General features: G+C 30.4%; 22 protein-coding genes. 4 read left to right on the plus strand and 18 right to left on the minus strand.

Annotated features, from left to right (window positions below; all coding sequences use genetic code 11):
• The 5 genes from ES677_RS05050 to ES677_RS05070 form a co-directional block, all read right to left on the minus strand.
• Positions 1-164 (minus strand): helix-turn-helix domain-containing protein (locus ES677_RS05050; RefSeq protein ID WP_148380616.1); only part of this gene is annotated, 164 nt, incomplete at its 3' end.
• Between the two features lie 54 nt (positions 165-218).
• Complete coding sequence (locus ES677_RS05055) at positions 219-1,247, minus strand: nSTAND3 domain-containing NTPase (RefSeq protein WP_211357861.1); 1,029 nt, start codon at positions 1,245-1,247, stop codon at positions 219-221.
• Between the two features lie 284 nt (positions 1,248-1,531).
• Positions 1,532-2,917: an ATP-binding protein gene (locus ES677_RS05060; protein ID WP_148380617.1), complete on the minus strand. Its 1,386-nt coding sequence runs from the start codon at positions 2,915-2,917 to the stop codon at positions 1,532-1,534.
• Positions 2,918-3,076: 159 nt separating this feature from the next.
• The gene (locus ES677_RS05065) at positions 3,077-3,874 is read right to left on the minus strand and encodes a hypothetical protein (RefSeq protein ID WP_148380618.1); all 798 of its coding nucleotides are present in this window, start codon (positions 3,872-3,874) and stop codon (positions 3,077-3,079) included.
• A 555-nt stretch (positions 3,875-4,429) separates the two neighbouring features.
• Positions 4,430-4,942, minus strand: a complete 513-nt coding sequence (locus ES677_RS05070; RefSeq protein WP_148380619.1) for a VOC family protein — start codon at positions 4,940-4,942, stop codon at positions 4,430-4,432.
• Positions 4,943-5,057: 115 nt separating this feature from the next.
• Between ES677_RS05070 and ES677_RS05075 the strand changes: the two genes are divergently transcribed.
• Positions 5,058-5,378, plus strand: a complete 321-nt coding sequence (locus tag ES677_RS05075) for a winged helix-turn-helix transcriptional regulator (RefSeq protein ID WP_148380620.1) — start codon at positions 5,058-5,060, stop codon at positions 5,376-5,378.
• Positions 5,379-5,517: 139 nt separating this feature from the next.
• On the opposite strand, the gene ES677_RS05080 is transcribed toward ES677_RS05075, so the two are convergent.
• The 12 genes from ES677_RS05080 to ES677_RS05135 form a co-directional block, all read right to left on the minus strand.
• Positions 5,518-6,153 (minus strand): hypothetical protein, encoded by a 636-nt coding sequence (locus ES677_RS05080; protein WP_148380621.1) that lies wholly within the window; start codon positions 6,151-6,153, stop codon positions 5,518-5,520.
• 1,210 nt (positions 6,154-7,363) lie between these two features.
• Positions 7,364-8,179 carry a hypothetical protein gene (locus ES677_RS05085; protein WP_148380622.1) on the minus strand — a complete coding sequence of 272 codons (816 nt, stop codon included), beginning with the start codon at positions 8,177-8,179 and terminating at the stop codon, positions 7,364-7,366.
• A 309-nt stretch (positions 8,180-8,488) separates the two neighbouring features.
• Positions 8,489-8,848 carry a hypothetical protein gene (locus tag ES677_RS05090; RefSeq protein ID WP_148380623.1) on the minus strand — a complete coding sequence of 120 codons (360 nt, stop codon included), beginning with the start codon at positions 8,846-8,848 and terminating at the stop codon, positions 8,489-8,491.
• 148 nt (positions 8,849-8,996) lie between these two features.
• Positions 8,997-9,206 carry a hypothetical protein gene (locus ES677_RS05095; RefSeq protein ID WP_148380624.1) on the minus strand — a complete coding sequence of 70 codons (210 nt, stop codon included), beginning with the start codon at positions 9,204-9,206 and terminating at the stop codon, positions 8,997-8,999.
• A gap of 5 nt (positions 9,207-9,211) precedes the next feature.
• Positions 9,212-9,409, minus strand: a complete 198-nt coding sequence (locus ES677_RS05100; protein WP_148380625.1) for a hypothetical protein — start codon at positions 9,407-9,409, stop codon at positions 9,212-9,214.
• 10 nt (positions 9,410-9,419) lie between these two features.
• Positions 9,420-9,839 (minus strand): molecular chaperone DnaJ, encoded by a 420-nt coding sequence (locus ES677_RS05105; RefSeq protein ID WP_148380626.1) that lies wholly within the window; start codon positions 9,837-9,839, stop codon positions 9,420-9,422.
• Between the two features lies 1 nt (position 9,840).
• Positions 9,841-10,242 (minus strand): hypothetical protein, encoded by a 402-nt coding sequence (locus tag ES677_RS05110; RefSeq protein WP_148380627.1) that lies wholly within the window; start codon positions 10,240-10,242, stop codon positions 9,841-9,843.
• Positions 10,232-10,792 carry a hypothetical protein gene (locus tag ES677_RS05115; RefSeq protein WP_148380628.1) on the minus strand — a complete coding sequence of 187 codons (561 nt, stop codon included), beginning with the start codon at positions 10,790-10,792 and terminating at the stop codon, positions 10,232-10,234. The genes ES677_RS05110 and ES677_RS05115 overlap by 11 nt, the downstream gene beginning before the upstream one ends.
• Positions 10,793-11,772: 980 nt before the next feature.
• Positions 11,773-12,240, minus strand: a complete 468-nt coding sequence (locus ES677_RS05120; RefSeq protein WP_148380629.1) for a hypothetical protein — start codon at positions 12,238-12,240, stop codon at positions 11,773-11,775.
• Complete coding sequence (locus ES677_RS05125; RefSeq protein ID WP_170235048.1) at positions 12,230-13,240, minus strand: CBASS cGAMP synthase; 1,011 nt, start codon at positions 13,238-13,240, stop codon at positions 12,230-12,232. The genes ES677_RS05120 and ES677_RS05125 overlap by 11 nt, the downstream gene beginning before the upstream one ends.
• A gap of 28 nt (positions 13,241-13,268) precedes the next feature.
• Positions 13,269-14,270 (minus strand): CBASS cGAMP-activated phospholipase, encoded by a 1,002-nt coding sequence (locus ES677_RS05130; protein WP_148380631.1) that lies wholly within the window; start codon positions 14,268-14,270, stop codon positions 13,269-13,271.
• 3 nt (positions 14,271-14,273) lie between these two features.
• On the minus strand, positions 14,274-14,504 hold the full coding sequence (locus ES677_RS05135) for a DUF2188 domain-containing protein (RefSeq protein ID WP_148380632.1): 231 nt from the start codon (positions 14,502-14,504) through the stop codon (positions 14,274-14,276).
• Between the two features lie 869 nt (positions 14,505-15,373).
• Between ES677_RS05135 and ES677_RS05140 the strand changes: the two genes are divergently transcribed.
• From ES677_RS05140 to ES677_RS05150, 3 genes are all read left to right on the plus strand, one after another.
• Positions 15,374-16,228, plus strand: a complete 855-nt coding sequence (locus tag ES677_RS05140) for a caspase family protein (RefSeq protein ID WP_148380633.1) — start codon at positions 15,374-15,376, stop codon at positions 16,226-16,228.
• 26 nt (positions 16,229-16,254) lie between these two features.
• The gene (locus ES677_RS05145; protein WP_148380634.1) at positions 16,255-16,839 is read left to right on the plus strand and encodes a hypothetical protein; all 585 of its coding nucleotides are present in this window, start codon (positions 16,255-16,257) and stop codon (positions 16,837-16,839) included.
• 337 nt (positions 16,840-17,176) lie between these two features.
• Complete coding sequence (locus tag ES677_RS05150; protein WP_148380635.1) at positions 17,177-17,641, plus strand: hypothetical protein; 465 nt, start codon at positions 17,177-17,179, stop codon at positions 17,639-17,641.
• Here ES677_RS05150 and ES677_RS15260 read toward each other — a convergent pair.
• Positions 17,628-17,789 (minus strand): hypothetical protein, encoded by a 162-nt coding sequence (locus tag ES677_RS15260; RefSeq protein WP_170235049.1) that lies wholly within the window; start codon positions 17,787-17,789, stop codon positions 17,628-17,630. The genes ES677_RS05150 and ES677_RS15260 overlap by 14 nt on opposite strands.
• Positions 17,790-17,903: the final 114 nt, after the last annotated feature.

The raw sequence follows: 17,903 nt of genomic DNA on the forward strand, positions 1-17,903 counted from the left end.
CCAGCTGTCCTTCCTCTACTTGGCGTGTTCCTTTTTAACTCTCTTGATACCGTACTCTTATTGACACCAATAATTTTCGATATTTCTGTAATAGTTATTTCTGTCTCTAATAATGCAGAGATTTGGTGCCTTTGTGACAAGGTCAATTGTTTATAATGTTTCATTCAAAACGAATATAAATATTGAGCCTAAAATAGATGGGGCTAGCCCCATCTATTTTAAATAAGCGTGTTGCACTTATGACTTGAACTTACTATGTCAATAATTTGTTCATCTGAAAGTTTATGTAAGTCTATTCTTTGAGTTGAAAATTCTTGGCATTTTCGTCCGATTTCTTGAAATGCATAATCTCTAACAGTTATTATTATTTTAAGTTTACCGTTTCTATTAGCTTTAAAAAAGCCTGTTATTTGTTCAAATGCATCAATTCTGTTTGCATCATCAACAAAAAGTAAATAGTCTTTTTCTACATCAAAATATTGATACAAGTCCTCAAGTAAAGTATGGCTCTTATATGAAACACAATATGCTTGGTATGATTCATTTTTTGATAAATAATTATTGATAGTTTCAATTGCTAACTTCGTTTTTCCAACTCCAGGTGCTCCAGTAAGGATTATAAAATCGTGATTATCTATAGCATTACTTAATTGCACTAATTCTGTTTCCCTATGTAAAAATGTGTTATTTAAAGGTGTAGCAATACCTTTTGAAGCTCTACCATACTCTTTGATAAAATTCTCTATTGAAACTATTTGACCTGTATCTAATGGTAAACCTAAATAATGATGTGCTAAATCTCTATGATGCAAGTGAAGTTCCAATGCTAATTCTTGTAGCATTAAATAGCGAATTCTAATGTCAGCTTTAAAACTTTGAGCTAGTGTGTTTAATTCGGTTATTTTATCTTGGTTAATGTTCCAATTAAAGCAAAGAATGATTTCTTGAATTTTTTCAATAGGGATTTTTGTCTTTTCAGGGTCAAAACAAGCTTTTATATCATTGGCTAGCTTGTTTTTTGTACTCGTATCCGTTGTAATTTCTGAATATAAAAAGTTTCCGTTTTGTAATTGAAAGAAAGTGTCAGGTGTTCCTTTTGTTGTTTTTTGTTTTCCTGTCTGACTTCCTGTCCTAGATATAGCCAAGTAATTATTGTCTCTAATCGTTAAATAACTATCGCATAGCTCTTGAAATACAGTTCCATTTATTTCTTTCAGTCGATTTTCTATTGTTTGCAGTCTGCTCATATTATTTAATTACTTCGAGCGTTGGAAAAAAACAGCTCTTTTGGTTTTTTAAGCGTTGGATTATGTGTCGGCAAAAACCAAATGTGCTGTTTGTGTGGCTGGCTTTTTTAGTTCAAATGTTCAATTTTATCACGATTTCCCGCATTATGCACAACGTTTATGTATAAGAATAGTTGCGGGTTTGTATGCGAGGATTTTCCGAAGGAAAATCAGACGTTACAAACACGCAACGACCTTTGATTAAGCACTAAACCGTAATTATTTTTATACGGTGTTGGCAATAGTTATTTTTTAATCCACGTTGAATTTCTACCTTTTTTATTTGGGTCAGGATTTTTAACGATTAAATTTCTTTTCTGTAGTTTATAAAAATGAGATTTAATTGAATCTGCTGATTTTATTCCAGTTATTTTTCTTGCTGTACTATTATGTATTTCTTCGTGAGTTTCTAAATATTCCATAATCAACACAGATGGGGAGGCAAGAGGCTCGTGTTTAATTAATACAGTTACTGAATGTTCATTTTCAATAATTTCAGGTTTTTTTAGCCTTAATTCACTAATTTCATTAAAGGCTGTATTTAAACCTTCTCCAACATCCTGATTCGGTGGGTTTGGAAATTTGTTAATAAGCCTAACCATATTTCCATTTCGAGCAAATTGTTCTTGTAATATATTTTTTACAGTAACGTGACCGGGAAGCGAACCCGGACTTAATATTTCCACTCTATTGTCAAAAATTCTTATATGAATATCTGAAGCAATACTATAATCTCTGTGCAAAACAGCATTGGTAATTATTTCGTGCAAAGCTTTTTCGGGATATTCAAGTGATTCTAAACCTGTCTCTTTTAAAACTTTACCTGACTCAATAATTTCCTTTGTTTTATTAACAGCTTCATATATTTGTTTATAGGCGGAACCTTCTATAGATATTGGAGTGAAATCAAGAGTTTCTCGAGTTCCTTCTTCATCTTTGGTTTTATATCTATAAATTTTAATCCCACTTTGTTTTGGTAGTGCTGCTTGAGGAGTATCAGAATACAACATTACGGCAGAAACGGTTGGTAAATTATTCCTTATTAATAATTGCTTTCTCAACCAAGGTTCAGGTTCCGTAGTGGGAATAACTTCTGTCATAAACTCATAAATTGATAATGAGTCAGAAACAAAACCTAAAGGTAAATTCAAAGTATGGTCTTCATAGGATTGAATTCCTTTATCTAATTCCAAACGTTTTTTTTCTTCTTCTGATTCAATAGGAAGATTTTGAGCAGACCTTCTTTTGTATATTTTACCATTTGAAGCTATGATAATTTTTGGGTTTTTCTTTATGGACAAATGCAAAATAACTCCGTTTTCCGATGAATTTTTATAAAAATTATATGTGAAATAATCCCCTAAAGGAAAGAGCTTTTCAAAGACTTGAATATGTGCATTAGCTTCTTCTTCATCAGTAAAACCACTCCATTCTCTATTTTGGGAGCTTGATGTGTCATTTTCTTCAATACCTAAATAGATATCTCCTCCAACAGAATTAGCAAATGCAGATATTGTATTAGTCAATTTTGCAGGTTTTATTCTTTTTGATTTTAAGTCATTAAAATGATTTTCATTAAGACTTAAAATTTTCTGCTTTTGATTTTCTGATATTTCTATTGTATTAATCATTCATTTTTTTTAATTATTGCCAACGTTTTTGTATAAGATTAGTTGCGTGTTTTAAGCAGTAAATTTAGTAAATAAAACACGAACCAAGAAAGTCCGTTTGGACTTTCGTAAATAGGCAAAAAGCCAGCAATTAATTTTATACGGTGTTAGCAATAGTTTTTATTCCAAGTCTTTCATCAAATAGTAATCTTTATTTAATTTAGCCTCATCAAAAATTCTTGTCATTTCATTTTTCAATATTTCGTACATTTTCCTCTCTGACAAGTTTTCAAATTCCTTATTTTCCTTGATAAAAATTTCTTTTAATAAGTCTAAAATTTTATCCTTATCAGCTGTTTCTCTTTCTATATCGCAAAGTGTATCTATACAATATTGGCTTGTAATTAGTGATAATCGACTGTCCTCATTTATTATTACGGAATTATATTTTTCAAGTGATTCGACAATATCATAGGAAAAGAAAAAGTGCTCATAAAATATATCAAAACCTTTTTCCAGGTCAACTATTTTTATGTTTTTTGGACTTGCTAAAATAAAGCGAAAAGGTGACCTTTCCATTGGATTTAAATATTTCAATAAACTCGCTCCATTGCAAACTGCAAGATATAATCCCAACGTATTTTTATAATGAATATTTAGTGGTAATAAAATACTTAATAGTTCGTTCCAATATATTTCATCTCCGTTTTTTAATTCTAATCCACCATCAAAACCGTGGATTTCAAAATGAAAAAAAAAGAAGTAATTATTAGCTATTGCATCATTGACTATTCTTTTCAAGAGTTCAACTAAATCTTTTCCAGTATCAACATCATAGAATTCAGAACTTAAATTCGGTTCTTGAAACACTTTATATTTAATTGTCGAATGATGAAGATTAAAACCTGTTTTTTTATCTCCATTCGGCAACGATTCGATTATTATTAGTCCAAATTTTTTCGTGTCGTCGCTGTTCATAAATTATTGCTAACTTAGTTATATGAGCATAAAACCAATGTGTTACCTTCTTCATTGGTTGGATATCTGCTAGTTCATAACCCAAATGGCTATTACCAATACATCTTAAATGCGCACAATGAGTGGCAACTATGCTTCTTTATTAGCGCACGTAATATAGAAATAACTTCTTCTTTATTATTGTAAAAAATCGTAAATGTGGGGTATGGGCGTTTTTATTTATGAAACAGCGTATTTTCTGGAAAAATATACGGTGAGACTTTGTTGTAGATTGGTTTTGTTTTTAAGAGTTGCTACTGTTTAATTACAGCACTTTATTTACTAAGTATACGTAATTGTCACTGTTTTTTGTTATATCCTCTCTATTCAGTTTATAGTAGTTAAGGGAAAGATCAAAAAACTAACGTTGAAAGCGGTCTGTAATAAGCTACTAAATCCAACTTTTGGAATAGCAAAAGCTGGATTGATAAATGAGAATACTTACAGAACTGCTTTAGTGAAAAGTTAATGGGTTTACTTGTATTTTACCACAGTACTTTTTTGGCAATTGTCTTTTTATTTTGAATAAGCACCTGATGAATATGTCAATTCATAACTATGAGTGTAGATTTCAAAAACAATCCCGAATGGGTCTTCAACGTAGCACATTTTGAAAGGCTTGTCATTAGGATAATACTCTCTTATTGGCATTCTTTGTTTACCACCATAAGACACTATTTTTTCTATCAATTCCTCAATATTTGGGTCTTGTATGCAAAAATGAAAAAGTCCAGTATTGAAAGGATTAAATTCTGGTGCTTCCTTTATTCCGTTTGGAAAGGAAAACAATTCAATACCAATTCCGTCTGAAGTTGCTAAATGAGCAATTTCAAATTCAGTCCAATCGTTTCCGAAAACGTCAATGCACATTTGACCAATTGCAGTTTCCTTTTCCTTTTTTACTTTTGAAGGCTCCATAATTACATACCAGCCCATTACTTCTGAATAGAATTTTACGGCTTCTTTTATATTTGGAACTGTTATTCCGATATGAGAAAATGATTTTGGATAATTTTTATTAGTTGTCATGATTTATATTTTAGATTGCAAAATTAATCTATATTTGCTTAATTGACAATAACTTACTAAAAAGTGGTATAGTTACCAAAACGAGTAATATAGTGATAATCAGTAATATAAAGTTATGGTTTTGAATAAAGAAAATAGATGTCCTTTAAACTACACAATGAATCTAATAGGGACAAAATGGAAACCTTTAATTTTATTTCATTTATTAGAAGGCGGTTTGCGTTCAGGCATTTTACAGAAGAAAATTCCAGGGATTTCTAATAAAATGTTTACACAAACGGTAAGGGATTTAGAAAAAGATGGACTTATATCCAGAAAGGTTTTTCCTGTAGTTCCTCCAAAAGTTGAGTACAGATTAACGACTAGAGGGAAATCTCTTGAGAATATTTTAAAAAGTTTGGATAATTGGGGTTTGAAAGATTCCCAGAATTATTAAAATGTGCTCGATTTCAAACTTGTTGGCAACGTTTATGTATAAGAATAGTTGTGGGTTTGTATGCGAGGATTTTCCGCAGGAAAATCAGATGTTACAAACACGCAACGACCTTTGATTTAGCACTAAACCGCAATTATTTTTATACGGTGTTACTAACTGGCTTTGTTTCCGTTATTGAAATCGGTTCATATTTTTCTTTTTTCGCAATATGAGTCAATTCCATTAATATTTTTTCTAATTCCTGAATAGAATTTAATTTTTCCTTTTTAGTATCAATACTTTTTGTGAAAGCATATCTGCTAAAGTCGATTTTTAAATAATCCAATTCTTTAGCTTTTTGTAAATATTCTTTACTGTTCAAATGATTAGTAAGCCCATAAATACTAAATTCTGCTATTTTCGGTTTCCTAATATTAATATCAAAAATAATTTCACTACCATTTATTTCGGCAAATTGAACATAATCTACCAAACTATTATGATTTGTTTTAATTGTCTTTTTGGTAAATCCAATTTTCTCTAATTCAGAGTACGGTTTCTTAGTCAGAATCCGCTTTTTATATCTCCTTTTTCGAAACCAATCAGAAATCCAAACTGATAAGATAAATAAAGGTAAGACTATTAAAGTCAGACTATAAATTATTAAAATCCATTTGGACGAAACTTCGGAATAAAAGAAAAATAAATAGACAGAAAACCCAATGGAAAGAATTCCGCTTATCCATAAATATCCATTAATTAGAAATTTTCTATTTAGTTCTAAAAGTTCGTTCATTCAGCTTGTTGGTAACTTAGTTATATGAGCATAAAACCAATGTGTTACCTTCTTCATTGGTTGTATATCTGCTAGTTCATAACCCAAAAAGGCTATTACTAATACATCTTAAATGCGCACAATGAGTGGCAACTATACTTCTTTATTAGCGCACCAAATATAGAAATTACTTCTTCTTTATTATTGTAAAAAATCGTAAATGTGGGGTGGGAGCGTTTTTGTTTTTTTTAAACAATACCCTTGTACTTGGTGGTAGGTTGTTTTCTTCATTAGTTAACTCGCCGGGTTAGTTGTTTTTTATGGTTTCTAAGGAGAGGCGGGCTGAAAAAAAACTACTAAAGCCACTTTAGTAATTGCTAAATCTGGATTACTATATTAGAATACTAACTGAAGTACTTTAGTGAAAAGTTAATGGGTTTTTACTTGTTTTTTACCACAGTACTTTGTTGGGAATTAGGCTTTTTTCGCTGGTTTAACTAAAATTAGATAAAAATCAGTTAAATTCCTCATTGTCAATAGCATTATATGTAAAATCAAAAACACTAAAATTGAAAATCCTACATATTTTAAATTCTGATTAAACTTTATATTCTCAATTAGTAATGGATAAATTAAACAAACTATTATAAGTCCAACTTCTACAATAACTGAATATGTGAAATTTATAAGTAAAAGCCTAAATAAAGTTATATACTCTTTATTTATTTTTATACTAGTTTTCTTATTTTTAATTTCTTCTAAATTGAACAATAATATCATTATAAATTAATTTTAATCCAATTTTTTGGTCAATAAAAATTTGAAAATTAGCATATTGCATATTAGGTAAACAGAGAGTAAATAATACAGCTAAACGAATTTAGGTTCTTGGAATTTGACTTTTGTATTTTATTCTCGACCAATCAAGGAAAAGGGGATTGCCAATATTAAGTGAGCGAGCGCTATATATGCATAAGTATCATTCACTCCAAACATCTTAAACATCCAATAGAGTTCTGCTAAAAATGGAAGAAATAACGAGATTATCCCTCCTAAAAATCCGCCCTCTGTAAATGCTATTATTACAGTCCAAAGGTGAGTTATTATTGCTGTTATTGCAAATACCCCATATAGTGAAACAAATATTGCTCTCATATTATCTTCGTTTGTTTATTATTGTTTACTTATTTCTACTTAAATCTTTTTTTATTCTATTCCGACTTTAAATTTTTTATTCTATTAATTTTGTTATTATAAACCCATAGTGTCCATTAACAAATACTTTTGAATACACTGTATTAGACGCCTTCTCTTTTATTACATAAATAAGTTGGTTTTTGTTTACTTTTTTTATTCTTTCAGAATTATAGGCAGGTTTTTTCTGTAGGAATGTATCTGAGTCATATTTTAAAAAAGTTTTCTTTAAAAACTTTTTCGGTGCTTTCTCATCTCCTTCCCTATATTCTTTTACTAGAAACAAAGCATAGTAGTCATAATAATGATTTTTGTATGGAACCGAAGTGTAGCCATATTTGTCCGGTCCTTGTATCGTTGTATTTGTTGTTGAGCTATAATTCGCATTACCATAAGTCGAACTTGAACCAATAGCAGATCCATTTGTGCCTACTGCGTATGCAGTAGAATTAGAATTATAGTTCAAATTTGCATTTGTTTTTGATGTAACTACATAAGTCTCTCCTGGAATTCTAAAAGCGAGCGTTTTTCTTCCTGATACAGCGCCAACATAGTCATCTTTTAATAACATAATAGGTGTTCCAAGTTGTTTTGATGCCAATCTCGCCCAATCATTATGCACATATCTTTCCCTAAATGCAGATTTTGCTTTTATCTTATATCCTCTTATCAAAAAGTATTGTAAATTTTCTTCAGTGTAATTGTAAATTTTTACATCCTTTGGCTTTTTCAATTTATTGCTGTCATAAGTTGTCATACCAAAATAATAAGGATTAACATTTTTATTCATATAAGCTCCACAGCTTGAAAAAATCAAAAGGATTGATAGTGTTTTTAAAAATTTAAAATTCATTTCTGGTCTGTTTTAATTATTGATAGTTTAATTCTAGTAGTATGAAAACCAACACTTTGATTTCTCTATTGGTTGTAGGAAATGAGATTAAATAATAGCTCACCAAATAATATTAAAAAAGTCATAATGTTGTGGTCCCAGACTACAGTTCCGACTCCGGTTATCACGGTTATTAAAATAATAATAGGCTTGAATTTTAATAATTTACCAATTAATGGCTTAAATATGAGACTCATTCAAAATTCTATAGCTGTAACCCTATTATGCATCAATTCAACTTCTGAACACACATTCTTATATGTGTTTTATTTAATTATTGCAATCGTTGGCATAGGACATAGCATCATCTGCTGAGCTCATCGCTTTTTTGGCAAAACTTTTGGTGTCATCCCAGCTATTAGTATTATATCCTTTTTTAGCGTATGAGTAAGAGTCATCAGCAGCATAATAGGCATCATCACATTCACAGTCACTGGAATAAGACATAGCATCATCCGCTGAACTCATTGCTTTTTTTAAGTAAGTTTTAGAATTTTCCCAACTATCTGCATTGAAGGCTTTTTTAGCATAACTATATGTGTCGTCTGCTGCAGAATAGGCATCTGAACAATCCTTTTCGAAAGAAAATGAAGAGATTCCAATTAGAATTAAAAACGTTATTGCTTTCATATTTATCTAGTTTAGATGAAGGTTACGGTTAGTCTATGAAAAGTATGCGGTTTTGAAGCATTATAATTTCGGTTAAGTAAAAGGTTTGATTCGAGCCAAAATCATTAATATTACTGCATTTTCATTTATATTGTTATGTGCTGGCTTTCTATTCCGTTTCATTGGAATTTCCTTCAGCCCATTTTCTTTTCTTTTCTTCTTCTTCCTTTTTCTTATTTGCTCTGCTTAATAGAAATGCTCCTAAAACAACAAATGCCAAACCACCAAATGAGGCAGAGTGTCCTTTTGCAGCACCGATAATTGCACCAAGAGTTGATAGTATCCCTAATATGAGTAAAATAATTCCTGCTATTTTCATAATTGTTAGTTTTCGTCTTTTTGTATATCTATGAATTCAACATCTTTTTTTTTGGAAAATAAGGTTATTATGAGACCTATAATTGGCGACAAAAACAAACTGAGGGCAAAACTCCACCCAAACCCAATATTTCTATTTTTTCCTAATTGACCTACTAATGCAGCAAGACCTACTGCTACTACTAATACTACTACTTGTTCCATAATTCTAATTTTAAAAGTTAATATTCAATTTATGTTGTGCTTCAATTTTAAGTTCCTGAAGGCGTTTAACGTTTGTTTTGCTTCTTGTAATTTCTTGGAATAGTTTATCAGCTATTTCATTGAGTTTTGGATCCGTTGGAAAACGATCAGGGTGGCATTTGACTTTCAGGATATCATACAATTCTATTGAATGAAAAGAACTATTAATAATATTGTTAAAGTCAACTTCTTGCGCTAAAGATTTATCCTTAAACTGTTTTTTTGCATTAGGTTTTCTTTTTAATCGAATGGCTATTATAAAGCCAATAATCATTGTGAATTCTCCTATTGCAATCCACATCCATAGGTTACTTGTATCGTTGTTTTCAGACGTTTTAGTGATAACTTTTTCTGCTACTTTTAAACTGTCTTGGAATAAACTATTATTCATATTAGTCGTGATTAAATTTAGGTAATGGCATATAGTCTTTCAGTTGCCATCTGCAACCATAAGTGCCTTCATCTCCATGGATTTCCAAAGTGTCCCAACCCAAAACCACGAGTTTACGAACGAGAATTTCGTCATTTAGGATTACTTTTCCAATATGCATAAGTTCGTCTTTTGATAGTTGCCTTCCTGTGAATGCTTGAATACGATATCCTGTGTTTAACCAATTTGAAAATTGGTGTTTATATGCGCTTTCTCCTTTAGAAATTTTACCTTTAAGTAATGTCGGGGCTATACCACCAACAAATGAATTTCTCGCAGATTCGTTAAAGCTGCGAACAAGTTTACTACGTTCGCTCCTGTCTCTAAACCAATCTAATATGTTGTTCCATGAATTACTGAGCATATTCTGTTTGTTTTAAGTCTTTTAGTGAGTAAAGAATTTTGTTCATTTTGTTTTTGTAACTGTGTTGTTTGCTTTTATGTGTCCATGCCAAAACTTGGTAGAAACTATCTTTTCCTTCGTAAATTCCTATTGAATAAAACACGTCTATTCCTTCTACAGTGCCACTTAATGTGGTTAGTTTAGCAGGCATTTTGTTAATCGTTGTGTCAATTAATTTAGATTGATATGAATTACTTAAGCCTTCCTTGAAAACGCCCATAATTAATTTTGAATAACCTTCAATGTTGTTTTTATATGTATCCGTAAGGTTATTCTCAATAAGTGCCTTTCGCATTTCTTCTTTTGATTCGTCAATGGCTATTACATAAAACTCTTTCCAACTATGCTGATATTGTAATGAAGCATCATCATTTAAGTTGTAGACCTGAGTCAAGAATGATGGTATAGAGAGTGTATACTTATTACCGACAGATATCATTTGCTGTTCCTCACCTGGGGCACAAGATTGAATAAAAAATATGGTCAAAATTATAAACAATGTTTTTCTCATATGTTGGTTTTTTAGTTGTGTAAAACTTAGTTTTTTGAGTATAAAACAAATGTAAACGATTCATAGATGTGTTTTTTACGGGAAACCGTATTGTGTGATTTTATACATGATTTACGCCTCTTTAATCTAAATTTATATTCCTTTAAAAGTTGTGATTAAGGTCTTAACGGGTTGTATTTAAGTAGATTACAACATCAGTGTTTAATGCGCCACGCTAGTATTTTATGATGTATTAATAATGGCTAAAATTTGTAAAACCTTCAAATTTCACCATATTATTTCTATTGATTGAAGAGTAATGTAAACCCTGTTTTTTCAGGGTGTGCTTTCGCTTTTTGTTCGTGTTGTTTTGAGTAATTCTTGATTTTCCACAATTAAAACTGTGCTTATTCTGGTTAAAATGTGGGAATATTAATGTGTTATTTGATGGAGTTTAAATGCGTTCTCTTCGTTGTTTAGAGAAGAATTGACTAATAACTCTATTAACTGTGGAATAATATGTGAAGTGAACTAATAAAAATTTGTATATAGTTTATAGTTATTGCTTATTATTGTAAAAAATCGTAAATGTGGAGTAGGAGAGTTTTTATCCTTAATGACAGATTCTAAGCTTTGAAAATTAAATGAGTGAAGCTTTTTGCGAAACGATGGAATGGGTAAGTGCTGGAAGTGTGGAAACTATATTTGTTGATATAACCTCCAGCACATTGTTTTTCTATACTTTAGACCACTTCATATTTAACGCCCATTTCGTATGCCGACAAACTCTCCTTGAGTGGCATCTTTTTGAGTATGTGAAATTTTTAGGTTTTTCAAGCGAAATTTACACCATACGCGTCTCTAGAAATAGAATACACAGTGAAAAAAGATAATCCTTTCTGTATGAGCTCATCAAATTGAGGGATATAAAAATCGATAATAATAACTGCATCGTTATATCTCTATAGGCCTAGTAATTGTTAAAGTTGTACTCCCATAATTTAATTTACGTCTTTAATTCTTCGATGAGATTTATAAGGATGCTCCCATTTTCCTGTAATCAGATATAATTCGTAAAACACAAACCATTCTAAAGCCCAAGGAATTATGGTGTCAAATATATTATGTTTTCTATAATTCCAGTAGAAGTTATCTGTTTCTTGATGGTACAAGCATAGATTCCCTTCTTTCGGATAAATGTGTATCTCATCACTATATTCTATTTCTGGTTCAATTACATATACTTTGGGACTATTAATACCATCATAATCGATTCTTATATTATATTCTTTAGAAAATTCTGTTGGTTTAACTATGCCCTTGCAAATTAATTTATTTTGCTTTATTGTACATTTTAGAAAATTATAATTTGATTCAATGCGCTTTTTCTCCCTGATAAGAATTACTCTTAGAGATAGATTTTGCCCACTTGATTTGAACTTGTTTTTATGAAATTTGCTAACCGCCATAATTTGTATGAGGTTTATTTTTAACTTTAGTCGGTTCAGTCGAAATTGTTCCTGAACTTTGAGAGTAGGCTGTACCTTTTAATACGTTCTCTGAAATTCGTTTTAATGCAGCTTCCTTAGCGTCTGTGTTTTCATCTTCACCAAATGGAAAATGAAGACCTAAATGTTTACGCCAAAGCTTACTTGCTTTTAATTGATTTGGTTCATTATCAAGCGCTTTATTTGCATCTTTAATAAAATCATCTAAGTTGGAAAGGAAATTATTTTTCCTAATAGCGTCGTAGCTTTCAAATAAATCGTCACCAGGTGTTGCAGGAACAAAACATTCAAAATTGTCATCTAAAGTTTGTTGAATTTTTACTAGTGTATTTTTAAGAGCTACGTCGTCCCTATCGTTGGATTGGATATTGTTAGCTGCAAGTATAGTCATTGCTAAACCACTAGGCATTTTATTTCTTTTATGATCTCCCCAACCTTTTAGGTATTTCACGAGTCTATTAAGCTGTAAACTTTTTGCTTTTTCGGTTTTATACCAGTCCACTACCTCTTTTGGATCACTCATTTCAAAGCCATTATTTTTAACAGCCAAAGAAGGATCATTGTCATCTTTAGGGAAAATATAAACTGGAAAGTCAATATGATAGTCTCCTTGATAATTTACTCTTAAACATTTAGACCTGTGTTCTACGGCTGAACTTGTAGCTCCATCTAATGCATTTTTCACCCATTTTTGTAAAGTTGTAGCAGTAACATCGGTTTCTCTTCTAAAATAGACACCATCATCTAAATCACATTCATTATCTTTTGTTAAAATGGTTGTACCCATTTTATAAGATCCTTGAATATAAAACTCTGGCTTATACTCTGGATGGTTATCTTTAAAATGCTTACGTATTTTAGCACGAAGCACTTCTTTAGAGTCTTTAAGTTTATCTTTTTTCTTTTTTGGGATATTTAGATTACTATTAAAATCTAAAAACAATTTATTGCAATTTGCCATATTCTTTTTCTTTAATTTTTTACTCTTATTAAACAACAGGTACGCTGCTGCTACAAAAGGTATCCAATACATATTTGCTTTCAGTTTGAAATATTCTTGATGCTTTTTCAGCTAATCTTTTTAGTTTTTCTGGGTTTTTATCATCCATAGCAACGTTGAAATTATGATTAAACTCTAAATCAATGCGTTTATATACAAAGTCATCATTAAATTGATGTAGTATATTCACCGAATTATGGACTAGCTGAGATTGACTTTGCATAAAAAGCTCAATAATTCTCTTCTTTTTTAACCAGTAAAGTACGGACCACTTGTTTTTTGTTTGTGCTTCTTCATATTTGTATTGTCCAGTACCTATTGATAATAATTGAATGTTATCTAGTTCCTCTTCCAATCTAGTTGTAGCCTCTATTATGCCAAGCATACTAGGATTGTTAGCATAGACTCCACCATCAACTTTATTAGAAAAATCCTCAAACGTATCTGAGCCTATACGCTTAAACTTATTAGAGTACGCATTAAAATATGTAGGTGCAGCTGAAGTAGCCATTGCTGCCATATACATGGGGATATGTTTATCCATTATTAAATCGCTAGTATGTGGTGTTTTTAATACCTGAGTAGCGCCATCGCCTAAACTATAGATAGGTATAAGTAATTTTACCTTTGCCAAAGCATCATTTATTCTTGGATCTTCATCTGAGTGATGGTACTTTTTAAAAATATCTCTAATAAGTTTTTCTAAAGGTTTGTTACTGTAAAAAGGTTTTTTTACAAAATTCAAATTTTTACTACCAAAAATTGTTTTGGCGTTGTCTTGATATAATTTTAAAATCTCTTTGGCTGGAATACCAAGTGATAAAGCTAATGCTATGATACCTCCTGTAGAAGTGCCACAGATTAAATCAAAGTGTTTATGTAATTGACCTTCACCTATTTCTTCTTCTAAAGAAGTTAAAAACTTGGCTGGAAATACACCTTTTATACCACCACCATCGATACTCAATATTTTAAACTTTTCTTGCTTCATAATCTAACCTTTTGATTGTTTAGGGTCGTTAGATCTTGGATACGTTCTCTCTTCTTTAAAACCTCCCAAGTTTTTATGAATTCTTAAGGAACCACCCCCTTTTGATTTTACAAAAGCCGCTGCTTGTTTAATAGCATCAGCTTTGGTTGAATCGATAACCTTCGAGGCGCGCTGCGCATTCTCTTTCTTGAGTTTGTACATACCATCATCGTGTACTAAATGAAAATTTTTCATTTGTATTTTGAATTAATTAAACGGTCAACGTTTACAGACGATTGACCTAAACCGTGAAAGAAAATAAGGATATTTTGTAGGGTGGAAGTAAGACACTATATTTGCGCCACAAAATATGAAGTAGAAATCTTTACATTTTTCTACTCACTTTCAATTTAAAAGTCCTTCCGGTCGAATGTTGGGACTTTTTTTTATGCTTTGTTAAGAACAAATATTATTCCGAAATCGTTAAAGGTTTCTTAATTTGACAAGGTGACATTTTTGATAACTTATAAGTTATAAGTAGCAGATGAAAGGTTTTTTAATTCGTCGAATTACGTTTTGATATTTTGTATCATACTGACATAATAGCATATATTTTGTTCAACCTTGTTGCTATCAATGTAACTATCTATGTTTTTTTTGAATTTAATAGTAAAAATAGACTTGAAATATTTAATCCCTACTCGGTCTTTTATATATTTATTATGAAACTCAATGTACCTATCGTAAACCTAACCAACTGCTGCTAGAGTTTTAATCTATCCGGAGATTTTTTTAATGCCTAGAAGTGTTGCTGGAAGTACTAATCTACTTTTACTAAGGCGTAAAGGTACTTGGCAAATTTATTTAATTTTGCGATACAAGTTATAGATAAAACATATTGTTTTATTATATATTAGGTTGGTTAGCTGCGAATTACCGTTGCCTTGGTTGTTGATCTGGCTAAATATACAGCCTTAGTGCTATTTCTAAAGGAGAACAGAATAACCTATTACCCTGATTATAATACCCCAAAAAGTGTATATTAGATGTCATATAACCAGTTGTATGCAATGCGAGAAAAAAACTATGAAATCTAATTCAACAATCGTTTCAGGAAATCTTTATTGATTAGTGTAGGTATTGAAGAATATCTACGAACATCAGATTTTAGTAAAGTTAGGTACGCAAATAAAGATGCATCTGAATTGAAAAAAGCATTTGAAATTGATTCAACGATAGACGAGGAAGAAATTGTACATCTAATAAATCAACAAGCGACAAAATCTACAATTAAAAAGGAGCTTGAAAAGATTACTCAAAAGGCAACTAAATTTGATAGAATAATATTCTTTTTTGCAGGACACGGTGCGTATTCAGAAGGACAAAATTGGATAGTTCCTTTTGATGCTTATAAAACTGACATTACGAATACTGGAATTTCTATTAAAGAAATACTATCGCTTTTTAAAAAATCAGACTGCAAAAGAAATATTCTGTTCTTCGATTGTTGTCACAGCGGATTTGAACTTGGAGAAGATGAAAGGAATTTAAATACTGCATTCGAGATTGATGATTTACTTTATCTGTATAAAGATGAAGAATATTGTTCTGGATTTGCATCATCAAAATCAACTGAAACTTCTGTTTCTAATGATGTTTTGCGAAATGGAGTTTGGTCGAATTTTTTAATTAAGGCTTTAACTGGTAATGCAAATAATAAAATTTATGAAGATGGTATTTTGTTTAGCGATAATCTTCAGAATTTTCTAAATAAAAACGTCAAAGATTTTGTTAAAAGAAATACAACTGACAGAAAAGACCAAACACCAACTTGTTTTGGTAATTTTACAAATCGCTTTCCAATTATCGACATTAATCCAATTATAGAGCAGAAAATTATTACACAATCCTATTCGAATATTTCTTTCAAACGAATAACAATGTTAAGTGAAGAGAGAGAGGAGATGTTAAAAGTTTAAATGGTTTTATAAAAGGAAAACATAAAGTGCCAAATTACAAAAACTCAACAACCGAAGATTTTATAAAATCCTGTGGTTCGAGAGAATTATCAGAAGATATTGGAGAAATAACAGACTATATAAAGAAATTAAAATATAAAAGGAGAGAAGTAGAAACTAATATTGAAAATGGCTTTGCTTCTATTTCAACACCTGATTTTATATATTTCATTAATATTGAACAATTAGACGAAGAACCAAGCGAATACATTTTAACACGCACATTAGAAGAATTCAAAGATTCCCAAATAATTGATTCAGATAAATTTAATTCGATTTTTGAAAAATCTTTCGATGAATTGAAATTTGACTTATCTAAATCTATCAATATAGAAAACCTTATTGACCACGTAGAAGATTTAGAAAACGATAAAATAAAAGTTGATTATGACCATAATAATCTTAATTGGTGTACGATAAAAATAGAAGGTTTAGAGTATGATATTGTAGTAGAACCAAATTCGATTTCAATTACCTACTATAGAATGACAAGTCCGTTAAACTTAATCAAAGCATTTGAAAAAACCCATAATACTCTATTAAATACGCCTGAATTAAAAATACTTGAGTAAGCACTGTATACAACATCGTGTATAAAAAATCGTAAATATGGGGGTAGAGGAGTTTTTATTTTTGAAACAGCGTGTTTTCTGGAAAAATATATGATGAGACTTTGTTGTAGATTGGTTGTGTTTTTAAGAGTTGCTACTGTTTAATTATAGCACTTTGTTTTTTTGAACTTGGAATTATTGTTATTGTTTAGGTGATTATTTATAAAGCTCTTTAGTACGGTGTAACTCGATTTTAATTGGGAATTAGTCCGTACACAGCCGTCTGCTTGATTGGTGGATGTGATTATAATCAGTTTATAAGTTTTATGATCTTTAAAATAGCAGTACTTTTATAGGAATGAAGAAAAAGAACCAAATTAAATATAATGCTTGGAATGAGCATTTAAATAATACGAGAGAAAGAACAAATTATTCTATTAGAAGAATGGATTTGTTAATAATTTCCATTAGTGGGGGAGGAATATATATATTATTTGAAACTTTAAGAGAATTTAAAACTGGTAAAGTTGATATTGAAAACACAGCCCTTTTATTATTTTGTGGTTTATGTTTTCTGGTCGCAATAACTTCAAACTTTGTGTCTCAAAAAACGGGGTTTTATTCTAATGATAATGAAGAGAAATTTATAAATTTAGAGTTGAAGAAAATTCAAGGGGAAAGCATAGATACTTGTGAACAAAAAGGATATGATAAAAATGTGATTAAATACAACAGAATAACTAATGTATTAAATTTAATCTCTATATTCCTTATGTTAGTTGGTTTGATTTTATTAGCGATCTTTAACTTTAGTCTCTTTTAGGTTTACGTGGTCTATTGCCAGAACCAGAACCTCTTGTGCTTCCAGCACCTGAATTAGTATTTGCCCCTAAACCAATGTTTTTAGTTCCTGTTTTTGAATTATGTCCATTATTAGTTTTATTTCCTCCAGAGTTATTTTTCTTTGCCATAATTTAATTTTTTTATCTTGTTCTATATAAAGCCAAATTAAAAACGATTTGGCGAATTTTGTTTAAAGAATTAATCACCGAAAAACATATGACTATAGCTCTTAATAACGTAGG

Source organism: Bizionia gelidisalsuginis (genome assembly GCF_008086185.1).
In the GTDB taxonomy this organism is placed as follows: Bacteria; Bacteroidota; Bacteroidia; order Flavobacteriales; family Flavobacteriaceae; genus Bizionia; species Bizionia saleffrena.